Source organism: Bacteroides sp. AM16-13 (genome assembly GCF_003602705.1).
GTDB lineage: Bacteria > Bacteroidota > Bacteroidia > Bacteroidales > Bacteroidaceae > Bacteroides > Bacteroides xylanisolvens.
Map to the genome: position 1 here is coordinate 127,639 of NZ_QTLK01000001.1, position 25,286 is coordinate 152,924.

Annotated in this window: 15 protein-coding genes; 3 read left to right on the plus strand and 12 right to left on the minus strand. The window is 38.1% G+C overall.

Annotation, left to right across the window (positions count from 1 at the left end):
- Positions 1-15: 15 nt before the first annotated feature.
- The 3 genes from DW173_RS00545 to DW173_RS00555 are packed head-to-tail and all read left to right on the plus strand — an operon-like array spanning position 16 to position 3,568.
- Positions 16-423, plus strand: coding sequence for a hypothetical protein (locus DW173_RS00545; RefSeq protein ID WP_147402047.1), 408 nt, complete (start codon positions 16-18; stop codon positions 421-423).
- 18 nt (positions 424-441) lie between these two features.
- Positions 442-846: a hypothetical protein gene (locus tag DW173_RS00550; RefSeq protein WP_147402048.1), complete on the plus strand. Its 405-nt coding sequence runs from the start codon at positions 442-444 to the stop codon at positions 844-846.
- A gap of 34 nt (positions 847-880) precedes the next feature.
- Positions 881-3,568 carry a TonB-dependent receptor family protein gene (locus DW173_RS00555; RefSeq protein WP_120143380.1) on the plus strand — a complete coding sequence of 896 codons (2,688 nt, stop codon included), beginning with the start codon at positions 881-883 and terminating at the stop codon, positions 3,566-3,568.
- A gap of 367 nt (positions 3,569-3,935) precedes the next feature.
- Here the strand turns inward: DW173_RS00555 and DW173_RS00565 are convergent, their stop codons facing one another.
- The 12 genes from DW173_RS00565 to DW173_RS00620 all read right to left on the minus strand — a co-directional run bounded on the left by DW173_RS00565 (position 3,936) and on the right by DW173_RS00620 (position 25,186).
- Positions 3,936-4,397 carry a hypothetical protein gene (locus DW173_RS00565; protein ID WP_120143383.1) on the minus strand — a complete coding sequence of 154 codons (462 nt, stop codon included), beginning with the start codon at positions 4,395-4,397 and terminating at the stop codon, positions 3,936-3,938.
- Positions 4,398-4,529: 132 nt separating this feature from the next.
- Complete coding sequence (locus tag DW173_RS00570) at positions 4,530-6,701, minus strand: alkaline phosphatase family protein (RefSeq protein WP_120143385.1); 2,172 nt, start codon at positions 6,699-6,701, stop codon at positions 4,530-4,532.
- Positions 6,702-6,706: 5 nt separating this feature from the next.
- Complete coding sequence (locus DW173_RS00575; RefSeq protein WP_120143386.1) at positions 6,707-9,199, minus strand: M60 family peptidase N-terminal accessory domain-containing protein; 2,493 nt, start codon at positions 9,197-9,199, stop codon at positions 6,707-6,709.
- A gap of 19 nt (positions 9,200-9,218) precedes the next feature.
- On the minus strand, positions 9,219-11,174 hold the full coding sequence (locus DW173_RS00580) for a LamG-like jellyroll fold domain-containing protein (RefSeq protein WP_120143495.1): 1,956 nt from the start codon (positions 11,172-11,174) through the stop codon (positions 9,219-9,221).
- A 22-nt stretch (positions 11,175-11,196) separates the two neighbouring features.
- Positions 11,197-13,062, minus strand: a complete 1,866-nt coding sequence (locus DW173_RS00585) for a DUF5008 domain-containing protein (RefSeq protein WP_233562066.1) — start codon at positions 13,060-13,062, stop codon at positions 11,197-11,199.
- Positions 13,052-13,849 carry a fasciclin domain-containing protein gene (locus tag DW173_RS00590; RefSeq protein ID WP_120143388.1) on the minus strand — a complete coding sequence of 266 codons (798 nt, stop codon included), beginning with the start codon at positions 13,847-13,849 and terminating at the stop codon, positions 13,052-13,054. Before DW173_RS00590 ends, DW173_RS00585 begins: the two co-directional genes overlap by 11 nt.
- Before the next feature lie 12 nt (positions 13,850-13,861).
- Entirely contained in the window at positions 13,862-15,388 is a 1,527-nt protein-coding gene (locus DW173_RS00595; RefSeq protein WP_120143499.1) for a RagB/SusD family nutrient uptake outer membrane protein, read from the minus strand.
- A 23-nt stretch (positions 15,389-15,411) separates the two neighbouring features.
- On the minus strand, positions 15,412-18,633 hold the full coding sequence (locus DW173_RS00600; protein WP_120143389.1) for a SusC/RagA family TonB-linked outer membrane protein: 3,222 nt from the start codon (positions 18,631-18,633) through the stop codon (positions 15,412-15,414).
- An 18-nt stretch (positions 18,634-18,651) separates the two neighbouring features.
- The gene (locus DW173_RS00605; RefSeq protein WP_120143391.1) at positions 18,652-19,722 is read right to left on the minus strand and encodes a DUF5007 domain-containing protein; all 1,071 of its coding nucleotides are present in this window, start codon (positions 19,720-19,722) and stop codon (positions 18,652-18,654) included.
- Positions 19,712-20,578, minus strand: coding sequence for a hypothetical protein (locus tag DW173_RS00610; protein ID WP_120143500.1), 867 nt, complete (start codon positions 20,576-20,578; stop codon positions 19,712-19,714). Before DW173_RS00610 ends, DW173_RS00605 begins: the two co-directional genes overlap by 11 nt.
- Before the next feature lie 17 nt (positions 20,579-20,595).
- Positions 20,596-22,182, minus strand: coding sequence for a RagB/SusD family nutrient uptake outer membrane protein (locus DW173_RS00615; RefSeq protein WP_120143393.1), 1,587 nt, complete (start codon positions 22,180-22,182; stop codon positions 20,596-20,598).
- A 19-nt stretch (positions 22,183-22,201) separates the two neighbouring features.
- Positions 22,202-25,186 carry a SusC/RagA family TonB-linked outer membrane protein gene (locus DW173_RS00620; RefSeq protein WP_120143394.1) on the minus strand — a complete coding sequence of 995 codons (2,985 nt, stop codon included), beginning with the start codon at positions 25,184-25,186 and terminating at the stop codon, positions 22,202-22,204.
- Positions 25,187-25,286 lie beyond the last annotated feature (100 nt).

Consider the following 25,286-nt stretch of genomic DNA (forward strand, 5'->3'; position numbering starts at 1 on the left):
ATCCATAATATAAATATGAAAAACAAAGGTTGTCTCATTACCCTGTCCGTGTTCGCAGCATTATTCATCATACTATTGTTCGTGATAGGTAGACCCTATAAAAATTTACCTTTGCGTATAAATGCACGTTATTCGCCCGAAATGAAATTGTTGTCCGTTTATTCTCTCTCCCCTATACCTTTATATATCATTCGTGTAGATACAACTCTATTAGGAGATACCTTACAGATAGATACTTATCAGGAATTCGCCTATCTGGTCTTTAGAAACAGTGAGCAGACTTGGGAGCGTTTCATACGCGTTCCTGATGGGATAGAATATGTAAAATTTAAAGATAGATCAAAAGTGAAAGTGAAGCGCCTGGATGAATTGCAACCTATCAATCGTTCTAATGCGATTAGATTATATTACATAGAATATTGAATCATGAAAAATATGGATATGATGAAGAATATAAAAAAGAAAACTGCTCTTATCGCACTGATCGTTTTCCTCTGTGTAGCCTTGATAGCAATAACGTTCAGCGGTAAGCCATATAAGAACAATTACAGCGTGTCTTTACGTTACGACCCTAAGACCAGATTACTAAATATAGAAACCCAAAATCCGAAAAACATGTATTTGACACATGTGAAAGGGATATGCAGGGGGAATTCATTGATATTGATCACCTATGAATCTTCCGCCAATTTATCTATCCGGAAAAGCGAAAAGACAAGAGAGAGGTTTCTACGTATTCCTAAGCACATTGAATACATTTATTACGCCAAAAATGAAAAACAATCGCTCCGTTTGGAGGAGATTCCCCCTTTGAGGATATTCGAAACAGAAAAGAAAAAGAAATAGGTGTTTACGTAACAGTAAATGACTTGCAAATGCCATGAAAGGTTTTCTTCATATATTATTGACCTGTCTTGTCCTGTATACGGGATATGCTCCGTTATGGGCACAGTCAAAGCCGATTCTCATTGACGGAATCGTGATAGATGAAGACATCCGCCTTCCGGTTGAAAATGCCACTATCCGACTATATTCCCTTCCTGATAGTATCTATATGAAAGGAACAGTCAGCGATGCTGCCGGAAAATTCACCATTTCAGTGGTCTCCGGATCTTATTTATTAAAGGTGTCATATACCGGACTAATGCCGGAATATCGTAAGGTTAAACCTTCCCACTCGTCCGACGTTCATGTGGGAGAGATACGCCTTCGTCCGGACGTCATCGTGCTGGATGAAACACTGGTCACAGCACAGGCACCACCTGTCGTCATCTCCGGTGACACAACAATTTACAATGCCTCCGCTTTCCCCGTACCTGAAGGTTCGATGCTGGAAGAACTGGTGAAGCAGCTTCCCGGAGCGGATATAGATGAAGAAGGAAAACTGACAATCAACGGACAAACAATCACCAAAATAATCATGGATGGTGAAGAATTTTTCATGAATAACATCAATGCCCTGAAAGATTTACCTGCCGAAATAGTAGAAGAACTCAAGACTTACAAACGGCAGACCGATATGGCGGCCCTGACGGGTATTGATGACGGAGACGGAAGTATAGTGCTCGACCTTGTCATCAAGCCCGGAATGAAAAAAGGATGGAACGGAAACTTCGAAGGAGGATATGGCAATGACGACCGCTACGAGGGAAGAGGCAACATCAATCGTTTCAATAAGGCCGACAATGTTTCGGCTACTGCCAATATGAATGATAATGGCACCCAAGCGGTCAAACGAACCGGTATCAATTATTCGCACACCAGTAAGAAAATAAAATATGGTGGTGGCGTCGATTATCAGAGAAATGAGCGTCATACATGGAGCAGGAGAAGCACGGAAGAGTTTATGGATAACTCTACTTCGCAATTCTCGCAGCAAAACAGCAATTCCAATAGCGGAACGAACCGTTTTTCCACCTCGCTCCGTCTGGACTGGAAAGTCAATAACCGGACAAGCCTTATTTTCCGTCCTTCCGTCAGCTATTCAAACGATCATAGCATCTCGGGAAGCGGGTCGGAGACGCAGGATGACGGACACGTACCCATCAACCGGCAAGAAGCATCTGACAGACAAAAAGCAAAGGACTTTTCCACAAATGGTACGTTGACGGTCAACCGGCAGTTTGCCAGGAAAGGCCGGAATCTCACGTTGACTGTCGATTATGACTTGACGAATAATCATTCAGACCGCAATTCCATTTCCCGGACTTCTTACTTTAAGTACGGCGACAGTGTCAAAGTACAGAATCAATGGATAGACGGGGCAAACAATAGCCACAGATATCGCGTGCAACTCTCTTATCTGGAGCCTGTATTCACCAACCGTTTTCTGGAGATAAAATACAGCTACAAGAATAACACCAGCCGTTCTGAAAGGTATGCGTACAATTGGGATGAGCTGAACAACGACTATTATCAATATCCGGACACTGCACACAGTAACTGTTATGAGAATATTAATTCCATTCACACTGCCGGGATTTCTGTCCGGACCGTCCGTCCCAGTTATTTCTATCTGGTTGGAATCAACCTGGAAGCGCAACAAACGGACAACAGAAGCTATGTGCAGGACAGTATCATCAAACGTCAGTCAAGAAATGTACTGAATTATGCTCCGAATGTCACATTCAGATATAACTTCACAAAACAGACAACGTTGAATGTCAATTATCGCGGAAGAAGTGTGCAGCCTAGTATCAACGATCTACAACCGGTAAAAGATATTTCGGACCCCTTAAATATCCGGACCGGTAACCCCGACTTGAAATCGACATTCAACAACTCGGTCATGACGACTTTCAGAACCTATTTGCCCGCACATTTCACTAGCCTGAACATCGGACTTACCTACAGCAATACGTTGAACAGCATTACAAGAATAGTCACTTACGATGAAACGACCGGTGTGCGCACCACATTGCCTGTCAATGTAAACGGGAACTGGAGACTGAACGGTTCGGTCACCCTCACTTCATCTTTTGGAAAAAAGAAGAAGTTTAGAGTCAGTTCCTTCCTGACCCATTCGTACAGCAATACCATCGGATACACCGTGGTAGATAAAAAGAAATCGGCAGTCAGGAGCAACACTACCAACCTGCGATTGTCCGAACGACTGAAGATGAATTATCGCACGAAGATCTATGATTTCGGAATCTCCACAAGCGTCAGGTATGGTAAATCAACACATTCCATCAACAGCGACAAGCGAAGAGAGACGTTTGATTATGAAATAGGCGGTAATGCGAACTTCAATCTTCCCTGGAACATTAAACTGTCAACCGAAGTAGATAGCCGAATCAGACGGGGATATGGGGGTAAAAGCGATTATACGCGAACCACATGGGATGCCCAAATCTCCAAACAGTTATTGAAAAAGAAGAGAATGACCGTCCGCCTTAATTTTTACGATATCCTGCGTCAGAATGAAGATTTCAGGAGAAGTATTTCAGAAAATACGATTACTGACAGTGAAACAAATACATCTACCATATATTTTATGGCACACCTCACCTATAGTTTCAGTTCGTTTGGGACAAAAAAGAAACGCACAAGCACCGTAAACAAATAAATCAACAGAAATAAAATAAGTTCTATATGACAGTACAATTTTGAGAGATAAAACTAATATAAAGTGTAAGCCCTCCATCCGTCTTCTCTTATTAAAGTAGAAAGGAAAGATAAAGGGCAAGATTTTTCGTCATGAGGTTACTACAATTATGAAATATCCTCCCATATTGTCGCTTTCTTATAATACTCCAAGACCTTAGATATTAAAGCGATAGAATCACGTTGGAGATCTTTTTCTGATTCGGATAATGTGTCCAGTTGTTTATACAAATCAGAGATATAATCATTCTTTATTTTTAGAACAGCCCTTCTTATTGTTTCAGGTTTATTTCCCTTCATCGCTTTTTCCTTCTCCAATTACAATTTAGCTATTTGAAGAGCCTGTTCTGTTCATTCAGAGTTAATATACGATCAACATCTAAACGCGCTATGTAGTCTAAAGCACGGCGACATCGTCCATCAAAAATCTGAAAAGTTTTAAGCCATGCATGTACCATTGGTTTTAACTCAGCCTTTTTCAAGCTATCTGTTGTTTCTCTATACATATTCCTTAGTCGATGCCACTCCATCTTCGCCGACAAACGATCGTCTGCAGCTTCCTTATATAATGCTCTCCACTGCTCCAAATCGTCATTTGACACTTGGGTAGTTTTTCTCCCCAGAGACAAACGATTGGTACTATATTGACTCTGCATTACCTTCAATTTTCTATCCCACTTTTCAACTTTCACTTTCTGTTCCTTCAAAGAAGGTTGAGCATTTATTGCTATACAGCCGAATATACAAGCAAGCATCCATACAATAACAGTCTTTCTATAAAAGTAGATCATAACTTTCAACTATTCTGAAACATTTAATTATGCCAACTTTGGCTTATATCATACAAGAGCCGAATATGTCTCAAACTTTCAACACATACTCAGCTCTTTTTTATATTCTTTACTTAATGAAGTATGGACAGCTTATTTGTCATAATCACGCCATTCCAAATCTTTCGTATAATCTCCTAAGAACATACCACGCCATACCACTTTTTTACTCTCTGCTTCATACGAGCTAGCCACACCATCCAATTTAGAGGTCTTAAATTTCTGATCACGTGTCGTTTCAGTTGGGAAAGGAACTCCCATCCATTCCAGAACGGCAGGCACTGGTAATACACTTTCCATCATTCTTCCATCGGCCAACATCGTCTGATATAGCGTATTAGGCATAGTCATATACCGCAATATATCACCTTCCTCTTTTTTAATATTGGTATAATAACTCCTACCATCGGCACCTATTATTTTCTTCCGCAAACGAATACCCTCCGTCGGTATATCCCTATACTCATATTCTACCACTTCTTTGCCATCAGCACCTATTGTACGGCTTTTTACAAATCGTTTCTTCACTGTCTTTATCTGATTGACAACAATCGAATCATCTTGTATATATTGTCCATTATCGCCCTTATAAAACTGCCAATAACCAATAAGATGTTTATAATTAGGATCTGAAGCCGTCAACTTCAGTTTATTACTGTAACTCACAACCTCCTCCGGTGCAAACTCTTTATTCCAAATACGAATTTCTAGAATGTAACGGCATGAATTTCTCATTCCTCCATTAATTTCCAAATTGAAATTATCTATAAAAGACCTACTTTCCTTATCAACCTCCTTTTCTATAACAGTAGCAGATGCCGTTTTTTTTATCCCATCATAATAATTATATAAAGCCAGTTTTCCTCTTCGCTTAGAAATATACCTTGTATATGGAGGAGTTATATTCCCCCATTGATCACCACCCACATAATTACCATCCTTGTCATATTCATTACCAGTCTCTTCTTTCGTCTCGATATATGCTTCTGAATTATAAAGTTTCATGGTAGAAGTCAACGTGTGAACCATAGGATTCAGAAAATTAGCAGCACCGTTTTGTGACATAGTCCCATCACTTTGTCCAAAAAAGGAAGCAGCTCCAGAAGTATAAGTATGATCTAATTTTACATACCAATTGCCTTTACTAAGAATATTTATCCCATTCTGATTCCAAGGAACATAGCTATGACTATTAGAAGGTCTTGCCGCCATTATGAATTCAACAGTCATTCCACCATCTAATGAATCGGGCGAATAAATCTGACGCATAGCCGCAATATCTTTCAAGTCTGGAGTACGAGTTATGGAATCAATAACTGTCCCATAAAATGACCGATCAAAACACAATACATCTTCTACTACTCCCGGATTCATCTCTTTCGGCTGTGTAAAGTGATCATAATAAAAAATACCAAACATACTTCGTTCTTCCAAAGACATCCCTCCATAAGTACCATTAGCTGTTCCGCCATGATTAGAAGTAACAACTACTAACCAATCTTCGTAATAATAATTCGGACGCGCCCTAACAGCGTCCAGCAACTGACCTATATAATCATCCATCTTCGACATAGCTTCCACATAAGCGGTATTTCCTGTATTCCATCCTCCTCCACTCACTGCAGCATCTAAAACACTTCGAAAAGAAAGATAAATTACCCGGTTATTTTCTTCATCTATATTTTGCAAAGCTTTATTCAATGTTTCCTCATCCGAAGTAGATGTGAATGTTACGCTTGCTTCATCCAATAATTTATCATTCAGTGTTTTCCATGGTGTAATAGCTAATGTTTTCATTGATTTGTTATAATCAGTAATATACTGAAAAAAGCCAGGATAAGCTTTCAATGACTCGTCAAAATCCGGATCAAACACTTGTTCCGACTGATAAGTATTATCCGACATCCCATGTCTTAAAGGTATATTGCCAGTCAGCATCGAAGCGGATGCAATTGCATTTTCCGCTGTAGATACATAGTTCTCTCCTTCCACATGCTCCGCTTCCATCCCATTCCAAGAATAACGACTGTGAGGAAGCATTCCCTTTATAGTTCCATTCTCGGGAAAAGCATTTTTTGCCAAATCCCCTCCTCCAGCACCATCGAGATTAATCCAAAGCACATACTTTTCAATAGAGGCACGGCTTGCCGTTTTGCCTTCCTCTTCCACTTCCATAGGCGTATCATATTTGGTACATGCAGTCAGTACACTTCCCAATACCATTACTACCAAGAAGCCATATTTCCATATCTGTTGTGTTTTCATATTTATCAATCCTCCTTAAAATAAAACGTTCCAAACTCTGCAATCTTCTGTATACGGTTCAGGTATTTGTTAGCAAATTCCGGGCGGTTAGGTTTCTCTTCAATCGGAAAATTTGCGGGACGATCTTTTGCCACGTGACTATCTGTATCCATAATAAGACGGATTCCTGTCACTCCGCTCTGTCTTGCAAATTCTACATAGAATGTATTGCGCCGATCCGGCCAAAACTGCTGCCCATTTACTTTCCCTCCTTTCGGATCATCTTTTGAATCATACACACGTCTCCACTGAATATCTTTAATATTGGTATACAACGTATCTATATCATCATAACTCAACAGGTCATTCGTTACCTCCACCATAATATGTTGAGGATGGAAATCATATTTCTGATAATCTTTCACATCACCATTATAAATAGATGCTTCGGAATCATAATCACCAAACGCCACATAAACTCCATCTATATCTATTCCCGCATTTCCTGGCTGAACCACTAGAGAATAAGGGTAATCAGGGGTCTTGGCTTCATAATACAATTTGTCTACTTTAAAAGCATATTTCTGCTCTCCGTCAAACCACTTTACATCAGTATAAGGATCGTGATAAGAGGACCAAAGTGTAGCAGGATCATTATCAAAAAGATTATAGGGTGAACAATACGCCTCATTGTATTTATCAGGATTATCTTCTAAATTAGTCAAATGCTTGTTACCAGAGAAATTATAACTGTAATTTTTTGCCTTCAAGTTATCTCCTTCACCCGAATAAGCAACTACAGCCCAGTCAGAACGTAAATGCAGGTATGGATATTTCCCTGATAATGTTTGAAATGCCTTTCCATCAAATACTGCAGTTTCATTTTTCTTTAATGGATTATAATCCCATATACGTTTTTCCACATGCTTATACTTGGCAGCTTCTACACGCTGTGCATCTCCTACCATAATTCCCCAACGATCAAATAATTGAGAAAAGTCGCGTTCAAAATAAGTAGTTAAACAAGTCAACATAGCATCCTGAATATTCAATCTTCGAGAGGTTGGAAACAGTTCACTCTGTTTTTTAAGAAAGCGATTGAGATAACCGAAGTATTTCCAACCATCTTTATCTGTATCAACTTGCTTATAACTCAATATAGCAGAGAAAAAAGAGAATACAGCAGGCCAAGTCTGTGCACTTCCATAATCTGATTTCACAGACTCTCCCACATTTTTATTAAATATTTTACAACTGTCCGCATTTGCAAAAGCCGCTAAATTTGTAAAGGCTGATGACATTAACTGATAAGAAGTACTAGCCATAACATTGGTTCCTTGTTTCCTACCTGAAAACAGTTTAGAAGTATTTGTCTCTCCCCACCAATTATTTTTATATAGAAAATAATAGTTAGGCATCAGTAGATACATATCTTTAAAACTTACCAAAGTACTTACTGGGAAAGAAGTTGGGGTATACATATCTGTCTGTACCCATCCCATAATATGACAAATATTCATTGCATTTTGCTTAATCTGTTCGGGATCAGTAATAGCATCAATTACTTCTTCAGAAGACAACAGTTCAACATTGGTCGTACTGTAATATGAGAAACGTTCAGTCAGTAAGTGCGCATCCAGCACTTCTCTAAATGGAAATCCTAATACAGGAAAGTCCGGATAGTTTTCCATATCTTCTCCATCAAGCCCGTAAAATTCGTTATAACAAAGCATCCAGTCATTCCACATACGAAGAGCCTCTTCCATTTGAGTAACAAATGCTTTGCCTTTTTGCACTTTTTGCTTCATATATTTTACAGGGACTGAAAAAGCCATCTGCTCTCCCCGCAATTCTATCCATGGTACTGTTGTCTCATTTATTTTCTGTATCCACTCGTCCGCATCAGTTTCCCCCTGTATATAGTCAGGAGCTGCATACGCTCCTTTTACTTTCACAGCAATCGTTGGGGCATCAGGATTATTAGCTCCGGTACGCTTGATCCAAATATATCCACCATAAGGATTACGAATCTCATTTGTTCCCTGGAACAATGGCATAGCTGATGTTATTTTTGCGTCACGTTCTAAATACGCAGTTCCTACCAAAGAAGAAAGGTCACGTGTATGAACACCAATCTGCACAATCAATCCTTTCACATCATCATCCAATGTCAATGTTATTTTTTCACCCGCTCCCGCATATAACCCAGTACTATAAATAGCGGGAGCCACTGCTTTCAAGTTCACTTTATCTGAAGCTATCGAATTACGGGACAAATCTATTTTTACAATAGCCTCTTCAAGCCGTCTTTCCTTCAGCGTATCAACCAGCCCGGGAAAAGCACGCGCACGATCATAATGACTAACATCAATGCCTCCTCCTTCGTAATAATCGCCTCCAGTCTCAGACACATAATCATCTGTATTGGAGATAATTCCCTCAAAGTCTTTATCTTCGCACGCTATCGCTCCCCACACAAGTCCTATGGTCAGAAGCACATAAACTATCTTATCTTTCATTTTCTGTAAAATTTAAGCATTAATTGTTTTCGTCTGAAAGTTGAGTATAAGTTAACTTCCAAGCTTTTCCTTCCATATTCCAATCCCATCGCACAGTCTTTCCAAGCCAAGACAATACTTGACGCGAAACGTCTACTGTATTAAATGTTTTACTATAGTATGTTATGTCTGATTCGGGAATAGGATGCATACCTGAAGATATTTCACTACCCGATGTCCAAGCATTAGCTACACCACGATCTATGATAAAATCATCAGAATCGTCGTTTTCTTTATTATCTTTAGCGTAATTCTTCATAATTGGCTCCAACTGATCTTCTTCCAAATCACAAGGCCAATACCCCACCAGATTATTCCAAAGTGGATATGCATCCGCCAATTTATGTAGCTGATTCTTTCCGGCATATAATTCCACCTCCTCTGCAGACAAAGCTTTATCATAAATCTGGAGATTTGACAGATACATATAATTTTTTGCTTGCTGTCCTTTGGTATTCCTTTGGGTGTTTTGAGAATCCCTGTTTTCAGTACCTCCGATGCGTAACGGTGCTTGTTTGGATGTAGCCAAACTAGGAGTTGCAGCATACCATTTCACCATGTTAGCATTTGTCTGGCTGCTAGAGTTATTAAGTTTTCCATCCAAATATATACTCAACAATGTATTCACCTTCTTTTTAGGATCAGGCTCCAATGTCAATGTAACGACGTGCCATTCTCTCCAATCAAGCTCAAGAACATCTTCATTCTGAGTCTGAAAAATTGCTCTTTTATCCCCGAATCCAAAACAAATACGTCTATTACTTTTATCCTGATTAAAATGAAAAAACCATCCATTAGCTTCCTTATTATCTTCATTCATATCAGTACTCTTAGACAAAATAATATATTTCTGGGACCCTAAAGTACTTGCTCTCAAAAAAAATTGAATCGTAATAGGAGATATTTCTTTCGTCGTTGGATCAAAGACGAATTCTCCCATCTCCAAATTCCCCAATCGAGCTGATTCTGCATACGTTGCAGGATTCGGATATCGGTTATCGTATGAATAAACAGGAGTATAAAAAGTATAAGCAAGTGCAGAGTTACCCGGAGTAACTTGTACAGTGGATTCCAAATCAGGATTATACATCAACGTAAACGTATTTCTTGTTCTATCTTCGTAATGGGTAGCAGGAGATTCTATAGATGAATAACTCCCCCCATAATTAGAGGTAACTATAATCAGCCATCTTTCCCGAATATAGCCGGGACGCTCTTTCAATGCATTCCAAAATTCCCCAATATAACTATCCAACTTTCCAATAGCATTTGATACATCTTCTGTCGGATCTCCATTATCTTTATAAAAAGTTCCGTCAGCCGCATCAACTACCCCTTTGAATTGTGCAACAACCAAATCGGAGGTTTGTGGTAATTGTAGTTCTTCCAAAACATGTTCTCTTACAGCCTCATCTCCTCCTACCAATGCAGGAGCATTCATATTATCTGAACTAAAAGATGCGTGAAACAGATTGCTTGCTGCATACATACTGACAGAAGCACCAGCATCCACCAGTCTTGACAAAAAATTATCCACTGTTCCGGCTTGCTCCAATTGTGTCTCTGTCTTTATACCATGTGCAGTGCTACCTGTCATCAAATTAGCCCATCCACGTGCTCCTGTCATTTGTTCATCATTAAGCAATTTATTGGTTCCATCTGCCAATCCATAATCAGTATACATCGCGTGAGCAATCATCGTTTTCAGATTTGGAGTCTTATCCGCATTTCTGGCTGACTGTACCGAACGCCCGGCAGCACCATCCATCACTACGAGTAATACGTGTCCCGAATCATAATTGGAGCCTGATGCCGGATAATTATAGCGCAACGAATCTTCCATTGTACCGTCACAACTTACGGTAGACAGTAACAACATTCCCGCGATACTCCTACATACCACTTTTTTTATCGTTTTGTAGTTCATTGTTTTCATATTATTCCTCTTCATTTTAAGGTTACTCATTCATGCCTCTATTTACTACATTCTTCACATCCACTTTCAACATCACAATATTATTCATCCGTTTACCATCAAAAGAAGTGAAGTCACCAGTCAACAATAGTCCGTTAGCGTAATCTGACGTTAAGGAATATTGCACATCGTACAGCTCGCCATAGAATCTGCCGGGTACATTAAATTCCTGAATGGCATTACCTTTCATATCTAAAATTAAGAATCCCTGACGAGTAATTCCTGCATATTTATTAAATGTTCCGGAAATAACAAGATGTGGTTTATGCATGTCTGAATAAGGTGTCAAATCGACTATTTTCGCAAAATTAGGTCTTCCGCCTTCCATTGCTTTCAGTTCGAAAGCCATATCAAAAGTGCCATCAACATTCAATACCGCTAATCCTGGAACAGATTTTCCATTAAAAGTAGTAAAAGCCCCCACAATCACAATACGCTCTTGTGCAATTCCTTCTCCATCAACGTAAGAGGTATAAGTTATTTTATTTATCTCTCCGTCAGCACCAGCACCTACATTCGCACTGAAAGTATCATCCATTATTCCATCCTTATCCAGCTTTACAATATTATTAATAGCTTTACCATCAAATGCCGTCAAATCACCGACAATAATGATTGACTCATCATTTGTCATACATGCATCTTTTATTTCTCCATCAGCTCCTGGCAATGCTTCTTCTTCCGGATTAACGCTACTTCGACGATATTCCAAATCCAAAGTACCGTATTCATCCATCCTCATCACGGATTTAATTTTTGTATATATCTCGGCCGGAATAATAGCCTTACCGTTCGCGCTACAGGTTGTATTTTCATAGTCCGTGTATACATGCCACCTAGAATTAGTAACAGCTATTATTTTTCCATCTGTTGTACTGAAAGCACGTATAATTCCATTTAACATGTCTGTACCTCCATTAAAAACCGGAATATTGATCTCTTTCATATTACCATCAGGATCCGGAAATTTTCTCTTCTCCGTCAGAACTGTCATATCGCTATTTACTAAAAGCACATTTCTAAAATTAAATCCATCCAACGTCACAGAGGACCATCTTTCATAATCATTAAACCAACCATATAACAATGCTTTTGATGATTCTTTATCTGCTTTCCAAGAATCCATACCACTCAACTTAGCAGCATAAGAAGAAGTCGTATTTCCATCATTAACATATATACGCCTATATATTCCATATTTAAGCGCAAACTTATTAGCTGTACCAAAATTCACTAATCCTTTTTCATTATTGACCATCAAAAGTCCAGCATACCAGCTATTTTTACTTTGCTCAAAATCACCACACAGATAAAATTCTGTAGTTTGTTGTGTATTACCAGACCAAGGTACACAAGCAAAAATAGAGCCGTAACTAGGACCAGTCTTATAGTACTCAAATCCCTGATCAACAGATACGCTACCTGATACATTAAAATAAGGTCCGTAAAAGATCTGATTCTCCAATACTAAATAAGTGGTTCCCGAGCTTACATTTTCCGGTATAATGATAGTTAATGTAGAATCAGTAGCAGCCGCAATCTCACATTGTTCATCAGATATATAAAATTCAAAATCGAATTTATTTTCATCCTTATTAGAATATTTAGCCAATCCTGCAGCTTTGAAAGTCACCTTCGTACCAGGTCCGGCAGTCTCCGGTTCAGGAGTTTCCGACAACAGTTTCACAGTCAACGGTTCACGCCCGCCCGAATATGGATTTTCCTTGATAGAATCTTCTTCATCAGCATTGCACCCGGCTACAGCCAATGACAAAGCAATCATACACAACATCTCTATCGATTTATGCAACCATCCTCTGTAATTATAACAATATCTTTTATTCATCATTCTTTTCTTTTAATAAGTGTTCTTCGTCGTCTTCTTTTCCAACAATCATCCGGTTCTTGTCCGGATAATCAATACCCGCTTCAAGCGCCTTCATATATAAAGTCGAACTACTAAATCCAAGATAATGATCAAGCCTGATGACGTGTACGATACCATTATGAGGTTCTATGTTACAAGATGATACATAAGCATATAGCGGATATCCAAAATCTTGATAAGCATACATAATCTGTCTATAACCTGCATATTTAATTCCATTTGCATCCCCATAACAGACTCCCATAGTCATCTTGTAACTTTTATCATAAGTAAGGTTGGTCTGTCCCGGATACGTACTTACTGCTGTAGTATCTATCTGTGCAATATCGTTCAACCGGTATTTACCCTCCATTACATACATACCGATAAGGTCCTCCCAAACTTCGGACTTTACTTGTGACAGGTCTGTGATCTGATCTTTCCCTTCATAATTGTACAAATAATAGTTTAGACGATCTACACTTTTATTAATAGAAAAATCTGTAGGAGCAAAAAAAGTAACTTCTTCATTACGCAAGATATCGTTCCATTTCGTTAGTTTAATAACTTTCACCAAATCCTCAAATAAATCGGGACGAGACTCCAAATATTGCATCACATTCCCATCAAAATAAGGGTTACTAATTCCTCCATCTACCAGATAATCATCGTTATTACAACTACTCATCAAAAGAGTAGACAGTAATATACATATTCCATAAACTGCTTTCCTTATATTATTCATGACTTTCACATTATATTTATTCATTTATCATAGTCATTATTCCCAATAAATATTCTTTGACATATATGGATTATTATCCAATGCACCTTTATAGATGGGCCATGTCCATGAACCTTGTTTTAGATTTGCCATCGTTTCGCGATGACCACTATCATCAGAAAATACAGCAAAAGAAGCATCCGTTATTTTCATCGTCCGCACTAAATCGTAATAATACTGTCCCTCTCCCATCAGTTCGCGTACACGTTCCCAATAAATAGAGGCGTCCAAGTCATCTTCCATCGTAAAGTCAGGAGCTCCTGCCCGCTGTCTAATTCGATTAACTTCCTGTAGTGCTTTTTCCCTTTCTCCTAAATTGTTGAGTGCCTCAGCATAAAGTAAAATCACATCAGCAAGACGAAAAACAATATAATTACCAGCATTGGGGATAGTAGTGGATTTATATTCATCCGCATTCAACAATTTTATAATTTCTACCGGACGAATACTCGAGCTTCCTCCAGTTCCCTCTTCACGATATAAATTTTTGAACCAATATTCCTTTCTCATGTCATTTGTTTCCTCGGGATAAAGATGAGTCAAAAAGGCTTCACTATAAGCAAAATCCGCTTCTGTTTTATTCCGAACCTCATACACAACTTTCGTACACCACATGTTATTCGTATCAAAGACTTCACCCATTGTAATATTTTGCACAATCTCAAACAACCCTTCATTAGAGTTTCCTCTAAATACATTGGACATCTGTTCCATTGACTGCAAAGAATAGTACGTACCATCTATCCAAGAATCAACCTCTGCCAAACGCACCACTTCACTATAATAAGTTTGTGCATTACCTGTATCAAAGAAAGCTAACCACATATTTATATGCATCATTAATGCCAACACAGAACCACGATTGGCACGCCAACTCCCATTTCCATTCCGCCAACGTAAAATTTTTCCTTCCGGATCATTATCCAGCAATGATTGTAAGTCTGCCAAACAATTTGTAAGCACTACAGATTTATCAGTGCGAGGCAATGGATTGGCAAAATAAGCTTCGGTATAATAAGGCACATCACCAAACAAACGTACCATGAAGAAATAGGCTAAACTACGCAAAAAACAACATTCCGCACGATACCGCTCCACCTCTTCTCCTGATAATCCTTGAATGTTAGTAATTTCCTCCATCATGATATTGGCACCTTGCACAACCCTATACATCTTTTTCCAATTATAAATAGCACCACAATCTGCAGATTTACCTTCTTCTTTACTATCTTTCTTACTTTTATAATTTTTCATATCGTTCTGAATCAGATACAAATAATTATTAGTACTCTGTCCTGTAATAGGTGCACAACGTACATCTCCAGAGTAAAGAAAGAAACCGCATGATGTGGTAGCCGTACGCAAACTCTGATATATACTAAGCATAAAAGCCTCAGCATTAGCCGGTGATCCACTCCAGAATTTATCTCCCGGCATTTTTTCTTCATCATCCTTATCTAATTTGCAGCTGCTAAACGTGGAGGCAAAAATCAGGAGCAAACCCATTGATATATATTTCAACATAATCATTATTTTTACATTACTAATTATAAATTCAATACCACACCTACTGTCCATGTACGAGCATTAGGATATCCGCCTGAATTATCCCGTCCTAAACCAGTCACACTCTCAGGACTAATACCTGAATATTTGGAAAAAGTCCAAATATTGTTAACAGATGCTTTCAGTGTAACACCACTCACCCGAAAAAAACTCAACCACTCTTTTGGGAAACGATATGAAAGAGATACTGTATTCAATTTGAAATAAGATCCATCCTCTACAAAAAGAGTTTGTTCCTCTCTAAAAGGATCAATAATATCGTTATGGATATAATCGTACGGATTAGGGTATTTAGCATTATAACGATTGTTTTCCGTCCAAAAGTTATATCGTTCTATAGGAGCAAGAGCTGCATTTTTACGCAAATCGCTTATTTTTTTCTTTACAGGATTACTATATGATTCAAAAGTTCTTGCCAACACAGTATTGATAATATCACGCCCAAACACAAATGAAGTATTTACATGCATACTGAATTCTTTGTAACTCAAGTTAAAATAGAATCCCCCAGTTACTTTAGGACGTGCATTAGCAGCTACTACACGATCCTTCTCGTCAATAACATAATCACCATTGACATCTACCCAAATAGGATCGCCTGCTTTGAAATAAGCTTCTTCAGTATCATTTCTACCGATCTTGAGTCGTTTACCCGTCACTGGATTAACCGGTACATCCTCATCTGTAGCATATACCCCCTTATTAATATAAAGTAACATAGAAGTTGTGTTGGCTCCTAACCGATTAGCAACCCATGCATCATTATTTAAAATCTGACGAGCTTCATTTGGCAACTTAGTGATTACATCTCTATTGATTGCAAAATTTAACCCGCAAGTGAGGTTCCAATTACTACGCGTAGGGAGAGGTCTTCCAGTCAACGCAACTTCTAAACCATAGTTGACCAAACTGACTTCAGTACTTCGCATCTTGTCAAATCCGGAATGATCAGGCAAATAGATGTCACTCAATTGATTATCTACTTGCTTATAGTAGGCATCAAGAGTTGTACTCAAACGCCCATTGAATAATGAAAACCCATAACCCAAATTCCACGTAGTAGTTGTAATAGGGTCTAATTGTGCATTAGGAAGCTTTGCAAAATCAATAGGGATATAAGATTGTCCATTATAAGTATTTTCAGCCTTGATGTCATATGTACCCCATACATCATAACGAGTGGCTTTGTATTTCACCACCTGTCCCCAAGTCAGACGAATATTCATATTATCCAGCCAACTTTCAAAAGGACGCATAAAATCTTCATAACCAATATTCCAACGAAGTCCAACTCCAGGATTTATATTCCACTTCGTTTTAGTGCCATACACAGAACTAAGCTCCGGACTAATAGAGGGTTCGATAATGTATTTATCTCCACCAGCTCTAAAACTCTGTTTGGTCTTAAGATTAATACTTGGGTTAAAAATCAATGAGAATGTACTCTGATTTTCACTGACTGTAGCATTTCCACTTGATTTGCCATGACCAACAGGACCAATAATATAATCATTAGGTAATCCCGTAAAAGTAATCGAATTACCAGTAGCAGTCCTTGAATCATAACGAATACCAGCAGTAAGCCCTAAACGAATATATTTCAAATCAAAAGAACGAGTTGCATGAGTACTTACATAAATTTTAGAGGTATTACCACTATAATTATAGGCTATAGACTGATAACTATTATCGGCAAGAATAGCTGGTGTGAACTTTTCTTGTTCACTTGCATCATACGAATAATTAAAAATTCCTTTCCAGTCAATATTAAACGGAAGTTTATATCCCAAATTCACGGTTGCCGAATATCCGGATTTCACTGTTGAATTGGTGATGCCAAAAACTTGTAAAGCATCTACTGAAGCAGAATAAAGTGAAGGTGGAGGGAGCAATGAAGAAGCGTTTGCAGCACTAGCAACCCCTGATTGCGACACAGCATTTCCACTACCAGTACTATTGTCGGTAAAACTAACCTTCATGTCCACACCAATAGTAAACTTAGAATTAGGTGATCTATAGTTCATGTTTCCAGTCAGAGCATAACGATTGAAATCTGTATTCTTTACAATACCTTTTTCTGTATAATAATTACCATTGATCTTATAATTAAACAAATCACTTCCTCCCATGAAACTCAAGTTGTGTGAGTGATTATAAGTAACCCGATAAAATTGTTCCTGCCAGTCAGTGTTGTTATTAAAGTAAGGATTCAAACTATCAGACACAGACGGCATAAACATGATATCATAATAACCGTGGTATATTTTTGAAGTATCATTATTCAATATCTGCCATTTCAGAATATTTCGTTCCGCATTACCAATAGCCACTTCGCGTAAACTAGGTGGTGTAGAAACTGTAAAATTACCAGAATAGGTCACTTTAGGTTTGGATGAATTTCCTTTTTTAGTTGTTATCAAAATTACTCCATAAGCCCCTTTCGAACCATAAAGTGATGTAGCAGCTGCATCCTTCAATATTTGTATATTATCAATATCTTCCAGTGCAATAGTAGAAAGAGGACTCACGCCTGAACCACTAATCAAACCTTCAGAATTATAATCACTTACATCATCCTGTGGAATATCGTCAACCACGAATAGAGGAGCAGAAGATGCTAAATCCCATCCGGTTTCTTTATCGCCAACAACTGAAATATCCGAAATACCACGAATATTGAATGTCCCTTGTGCTCCTGGTAAACCGTTATTCAACTGAACTTCCATACCAGCAACACGTCCTTGTAACAAGCTCATCACATTGGAAACAGGTGTCTGTGCTAATTCGTCCGCCTTTATTACCGTATGGGCAGAGGTTGCATTAGCTTTGCTAACCTTACGATTACCTATAATAACGGTTTCTTCGATTTCATTGACATTTTCCTCCAAAAAGATACTAATGCCAGATGCTGCTTTCCGCACCTTATATATAGTAGGTTTATAGGATACATAACTGAACACTAGCTCAGAACCTACAGGAACCTTGATAGAGAATGCGCCCTCCAAATCGGATGCTGTACCGGCAATTCTTTTTTTAGTCTTGGCATCCTGACATATAATATTTACACCCGGAAATGTTTCTGCCTCCCCTATAGCCTTATCATATACCGTTCCGCTGATAGTGACCCTTTCCAACTGCTGCGCAACAGAATCCGCAACTACGGAAAACAGAAAAAATAAAAGTAAAGTATATCTATTTTTCATTTTTATTCGCATTTAAGATTAATTGTTGATCTTAGCGTCTCCCAGCATAGGCATTCCTTTGGAAAAATGAATAAACATATCCCAATGTGCCTCTTTATAAATGGCAAACTCAAAAACGAAATACCCTCTGCGACGAGTACCATATTTAGACATATAACTCGTTGTAAACCTAATTCGTGCCTTTTCTCCTTTATCATCCGTGTAATTGGTCTTTCCTGTAAACAACGGAAGCGGATAAGCCATATCATATACAACTTTGTTTTCATTTATGTCTTTCAGAAAACCTGCTTGAAACAAATTATCCCATGAAGTTTCATTAAAACGACGCGGGTCAATAACAGCCCATGATGAATCATAAAAAGAAATAGAAAGCGAAGTTCCTTCTCCTGCATCCTTATTTTCTCTAAAGTAGATATGAATATCCTCCGGTTTAATTATATAGGATATAGAAGAATTGTTCTTGTTTTCATAAGTCATCAGCGAGGTAGAAGGTGATACAAATTCAGCGATAGGTAAACCTGTTTCCGAATCATAAATAGATGGTTCGAAATCTACTTCCCTTTTTGGCATAAGCCGCATTCTTTTAATCGTTTTAAAACCACCCGAGTTAGCAATCTCCATATTAAAAACATATCCGGAATCGGGTTGGCAGCGCAGAATACCTGAATTTGCTTCTCCCCACATTACTATTTCTCCACTATGCTTAATTACATCGAATAATCGACGGTATTCTGTTCCCCGTTTAGCATTAATTTCCTCTATTGTTTTTTCCGTCCCCAAATAAGGCTTTTTCCATACCCGTACCGGGTAATACTCTTCCAGTTCAGGAGCTGGTGTCCCATCATTGTGCTTTATATCTGTAATAGCAAAAGTCAAAGGTAGTGTAGAGTTTCCTGTATTACAAATATCTGTATAATATACAGTATGCCCCATTACAGGATCAAAAGATGTTCGCGTAAAATTAACATCCCGATCAAAAGCATCTTTCTCTTCTGGCAAGTACTTGTCAAGACAACCTGCGTTTACTATCAATAATGAACACAACAAACCGTTCCATCCCAATTTATGTATCTTTCTTCTATTTTTCATGGCCTACATTTCTAAAATACTGAATAAATCGTCCAAATCCAAATTCGTGTTGCGGAAGCAAAACATGGATAACACCGTTCTTAGCATATATGTCAGTCCATAACATTTTAGCAGATTCCCATTTTTCTTTCTCTAGCGTATTACGCATATCATAAATAGTAAGATCTTTCAGGCCTCCACCAACAAATCCGCTAGCAGGCAACCGCCGATAAGCAAGATTCATCCGATAATTATGTAAGCCTTGAATAACCTTTCCCTCCACGTAAGAAAATCCGGAAAGTGTTTCCGTATCGTAAATACCCAGGGTCATATAACGGCACACCAGCGAATCCAACCCATCCTTATAGATATAACTATCTGTCCATTTTTTCTCCGGATTCTTTTCATCTGTTCTCTCTATATCCTTACGATAATTTAACAACTTGTTTAATGTTAGTTCTCCGGCAGCATATTTCTCCGATTCCGGAATTTCTTCTGAAAAATCATCGGAATCTATCATCAGCTCGTTCAGCCGGCGATAACGATTCAATTCTTGTAAAGCATACCGGAAACAAGAATCAGGAATCGCCATGAAAGTATACTGTCCGGCCTCATCTTGCAAACATCGCTTTAACTCTGAAAATTTCAACTCTACCGGACAATCTGGTTCTTCATAATCTATTAAAAGCATCAACGAATCATAAGTTACTCCCAAATTAAGATCATCACTCTGTAAATACTCATAGATAGTACCATCAAATCGAGTCAGGCCCTGCGGCTGCAACTCTGAAATATCAGCATCTACCACCGCAGTATCCATACATGAAGATAGTAGCATTATCCCCCATCCACATACAATAGTCAATAACCTGTTCATAGTATTTTGTATTTTCATCATTTCCAATATTCATTTTGTGTAATAGAAGGATTCTCTCTCATCACTTCTTCTGCCACAGGCCAATAAATGCCTCCTTCATTAATCAGCTTTACCATTTCAGTATCATCTCCAACAATCCGCGCTTCACGAATACGATCAAACCAATGATGTCCTTCTCCCATCAGTTCTCTACGGCGTTCACGAAAAATTTCTTTTAATAATGCTTTAGCATCTCCCTTTAAATCTTTCAAATATGATAAATTTCTCAAATTACGTACTCCACGAAGCTCATTCAAACAATTAATCGCATCCTCTGAACGATTTAACATCACCAAAGCCTCGGCACGTAATAACAAAACATCCTCAAAACGGGACCAAATAATAAATGAGGTAAAAACACCAAAATCACCTGTATTATCCTTTCCTTCACGCACAACGTTTATTTTTGAAAATATAGGATATTCTCTGGAAAGTCCCGTTACATAATTGGAATAATACTTCATTGGCTTCGACAACTCATCATAACCAAAACGATTATCTGTCGTAAATTGATTCATAAACAGATTCTTTAGCGTATCGATTGACACGTAAATCTCCGGTAATTGTTTCCTTGTAACCGGTTCTGCTAATGTCCATGACTCCAGATGACCATCCGTCCCCGTCTCGTTTGCATTATCCGTACCATATCTATAGCCAAAAGTAACCAAACGGGCAGCCTTATAATCATTACTATACTCCTGACTAAAAAGTCCTGTCGGACTAACCATATTAGTAATAGTCACACAATCAATAGTGCCTACAATATAAACACCTATGTTCTTAATCACATATGCAGTATATGCTTCTGCATCGACATAATTACCTTTCCAAGCTTCCACATAAGCTAATATAGCATACACAGAAAGACGATTAATAAGTAATCCCCGCCATGCACTAGTATCACCATCATAATATTTATCAGATGAAGACCCTAACTGCAAAGGCAACAACTTTGCTACTGCCAACAACTCACCCTCCACATAATTCAACACGGTCTGTGCATCTGTTCGTTTCATTTCCGGAAATGAACCGTTATCATAAGACTGAGTAATCAACGGAACATCACCCCACATCTGTATCATATAAAAATAAGCTAATGCTCTAAGAGCACGTACCTGCGCTACATCATACGTATAGTTGATTTCAGAATAAGCATCATCCTTATCCATCACTTTTTTTGCATTCTCTATAAAAACACAGGCAGCATTGATCACTCTATAAAACCGATTCCAATTGGATATCTGACGAATATTTTCATAAGGAGCATCTAAACGATTCTCACGGATAGCTTGTAAATCATCGCGCATCCGTACGGAAAAATCACCTAAACGCAGATCACCAACTGCCCAAAAAGTATTATTCTCTCCTAGCGCCGTACGCATCAATCCATAAACGCCGAACAAAGCAGCACGAGTATCCGTCAACGAATTCCATTGTTGCTCTTGAGTAGCTACATGGAAAAATGCATCATCATTTTCCAACAAATCACTACATGATGAGAAGAAAAGAACAGAAGCAAGCACCAATGGTTTTATCATTTTTCTGATCCACAATATCTGATTCATATATAATTAATGTATTAGATTAGAAATTAAACTTCATTCCTACGATAACCGAACGAGAAAGCGGCTGACCATATCCTCTGTAATACCCATCCATATCTATCAACTCCGGATCATCTCCACTAAATCCGGTAAAGGTTAGCAAATTATTGCCAGTCACATAGAAATAGATATTTTCCAATTTGTTTTTTGATACAACCTTTTTCTTTCCACCTCCTTTATAAGCCTTTTTCTTGACTGGTAACGTATAACCCACTGTTACCGAACGCAATTTAAGATAAGACAGTTTCTCCATAAATAAGTCTTGTTCTGCACGGTAAGGAGTCAAACCACTCATTTGATTGTATAAAGGATAATCATCCTTGTCATTTGTACTTTGCCAGAAAAATATTTCGCGCAAACTTTCAAGTGACGGTGTATTCTCCAATGCAAAGAAGTTATAACGTTGCGATGAACGATAATTAATGGCATCATGGCCTAATGCAAAGAAAAGATTGATACCTAAGTCAAATTGTCCTAGTTTGAAGTTATTAATGAAACTTCCTGTTACAGGCGGTAAACTATGGCCTTTTAAAATTTTATCATCATCATTGATCTGGTTATCACCATTCTGATCTTTCCATTTCGGATCATTCTTTGCAAATGGTATGGAACCCATAGCAAGCTTCTTTCCATTCTGGACTGGAACTTCGGTATCTGAAGTATAAACTCCCTCATTTTGATAAAGCCAGAATTGATCAATAGCATGTCCTACTTTTAACATACGATTACCTATGACTAATTCATTCAAATTTTCAGGTAATTGCAATAATTCATTTTTATTGTAAGCTAATGAAAATGAAGCATCCCAAGAGAAACCTTTAGGGTTTTCAAAAGGCTTACCGGACAGAGTCAGTTCCACTCCTGAATTACGGACCTTCATACCATTGGCATACCTATATTTATATCCGAATTCTTCATTTACAGGAATGGTTGTAATCAAATCACAGTCTGTATTATTATAATATTCTACATCCAAAGAAAGACGTTTGTTAAAAAAAGAGGTATTCAACCCTATATTCCATTTATCCGAATAAGGCCACCCCAAACCATAACCGACCCAAGCTGTGTTATAAGGACGTGCTATTGTAGCATATCCATAGTAGGAAGACATAACAGGCTGTCCAATACCTGTCAACTCTTCTCCCGTATATTGTGGCCCTGCAGCAAATCTATTATTATCCTGATAGCGTCCTATTCTAGCCCATGACCCACGCATTGACAAGTCAGATAGTTGTTTGACATCTTTCAACAACAAATCTTTTAAATTTATACTTGCACTAGCAGCCGGAGTAAACAACCAACGATTATCTTTCTGTACATTGGATGAGCCATCTGCACGAAGCACGAGCTGTACATCAAAAAAATTTCTATATCGGTAGTCAATCGAAAACAATGTACTTACCATATTATTTTGCATTTTATCGACATAGCGCTTCATCTGTTTGAAACCACCGCCACTAGTAGTCGGTTTTGTATCATCATCTCCATCATAGCCTTGCGTATAGTTATAGTGTTGCACACTTTTCATGATAATCTCTTGCAAGCCTATTTTGAAAAAATGATTCTTCAAAAAATCAAACTTATAATCTGCAGACGACTGCCAAATCAAACGACGATTATACCCGGAATAATTGGAGACATAGTTTACTGACTCCATCAAGTCCATCGGCCAAAAAACATGACGCACATTCGTATTATAGTCTAGCATTAAACGAGTATCTACATATAATCCACGCCAATTGTAATTCATCTCCAAATAACCATTCAACAAATTGTTTAAATTATCATTCTTTTTATATTCTTCATAAATATCGAGATAAGAACGATAAACAGAACTAACAGGAGAAAGAGGAGTAGTCAGATCCGGTAAATACTCGATCTCAGCATAACGATCACGCAAGTTACGATTACCATCACGGGAGACACGTGAAAGATTAATCAAACAAGAAACTCCCAATTGCTCCAGAAGTTTCATGTTCAAAGCAAAATTAGCAGTTAATTTATTAAACTTTGTTTCATCAGCTACCCCATCATTGCCCGTATAGCCCATCATAAATATATAATTTGAAAAGCTACCGCCACTTCCCATGGAAGCACTGAAATTATAAAGGGGTGATATACTGTAATATTCATCTGCCCATCCCGGTTCTCCGAAGAAATTCATATCACGAATATCTCGCATCCAAGACGGCATTTTGTTCAAATAAGCGGTATGTTGCTCCTTAGTAGCACAATAATCAGCAAATCGCATACGAAAAGCATAATCATTGGCAGCATTTGTCATTTTCACATTTGATGGAGGAATAGCGATCCCCCCATTAGCACGGATAAACATATTACTACCACCGTAATAACCATCTTTCATATTGACTAATATTGCCCCATTAACAGCAAGTGGACCTAACTTCGCTAAACGAGCAGCATCTTTTACTACTTCAATAGATTCCACATTATCTAGATTCAAACCGGATAATATATTAGTAGCAGTACCAATAGGATTCACTTCCGTAGATTTAATGCCATATACAAAAGCATCATTGGTTAACAAGGGGATTCCATTAAGATAAACTACTGGTTGTGCGGAAGACATATCTCCTTTAGAAAATACAGGAGAAGACAATCCACGAATCAGCATATTCTGAATACTTCCCGGCTCACCCGTCGTCTCTTGTACATATATTCCAGGCAATGTACCTTTTAGGTATTGTTGTAAAGAGATATAAGGAGAACATGACAACCGCCATAAATCAAGCGTGTCTTTAGAAGCATAAACTACTGCGTTTTCCTTCATAGCATAAACCGCACGAATAGAATCATACTCTCCTACTACTTTCCCGTTATTTTCATCCGGGGAAATACTATCATTCAGAAGAAAAAGGTGTCCACTACTTCGGACTGCCCTTATTTCATTTCCAAATCCCAACAAAGCTACAATAGCGCAAAAACGAATTATTGCATTTCTCATCTGTTGATTAGATTTTAAAAGATATTATAAATTCAATTACCCAAACATTATATAATGAAAGCTTGATGACACAAAGGAAGATAAAATCTCATCAACCTAT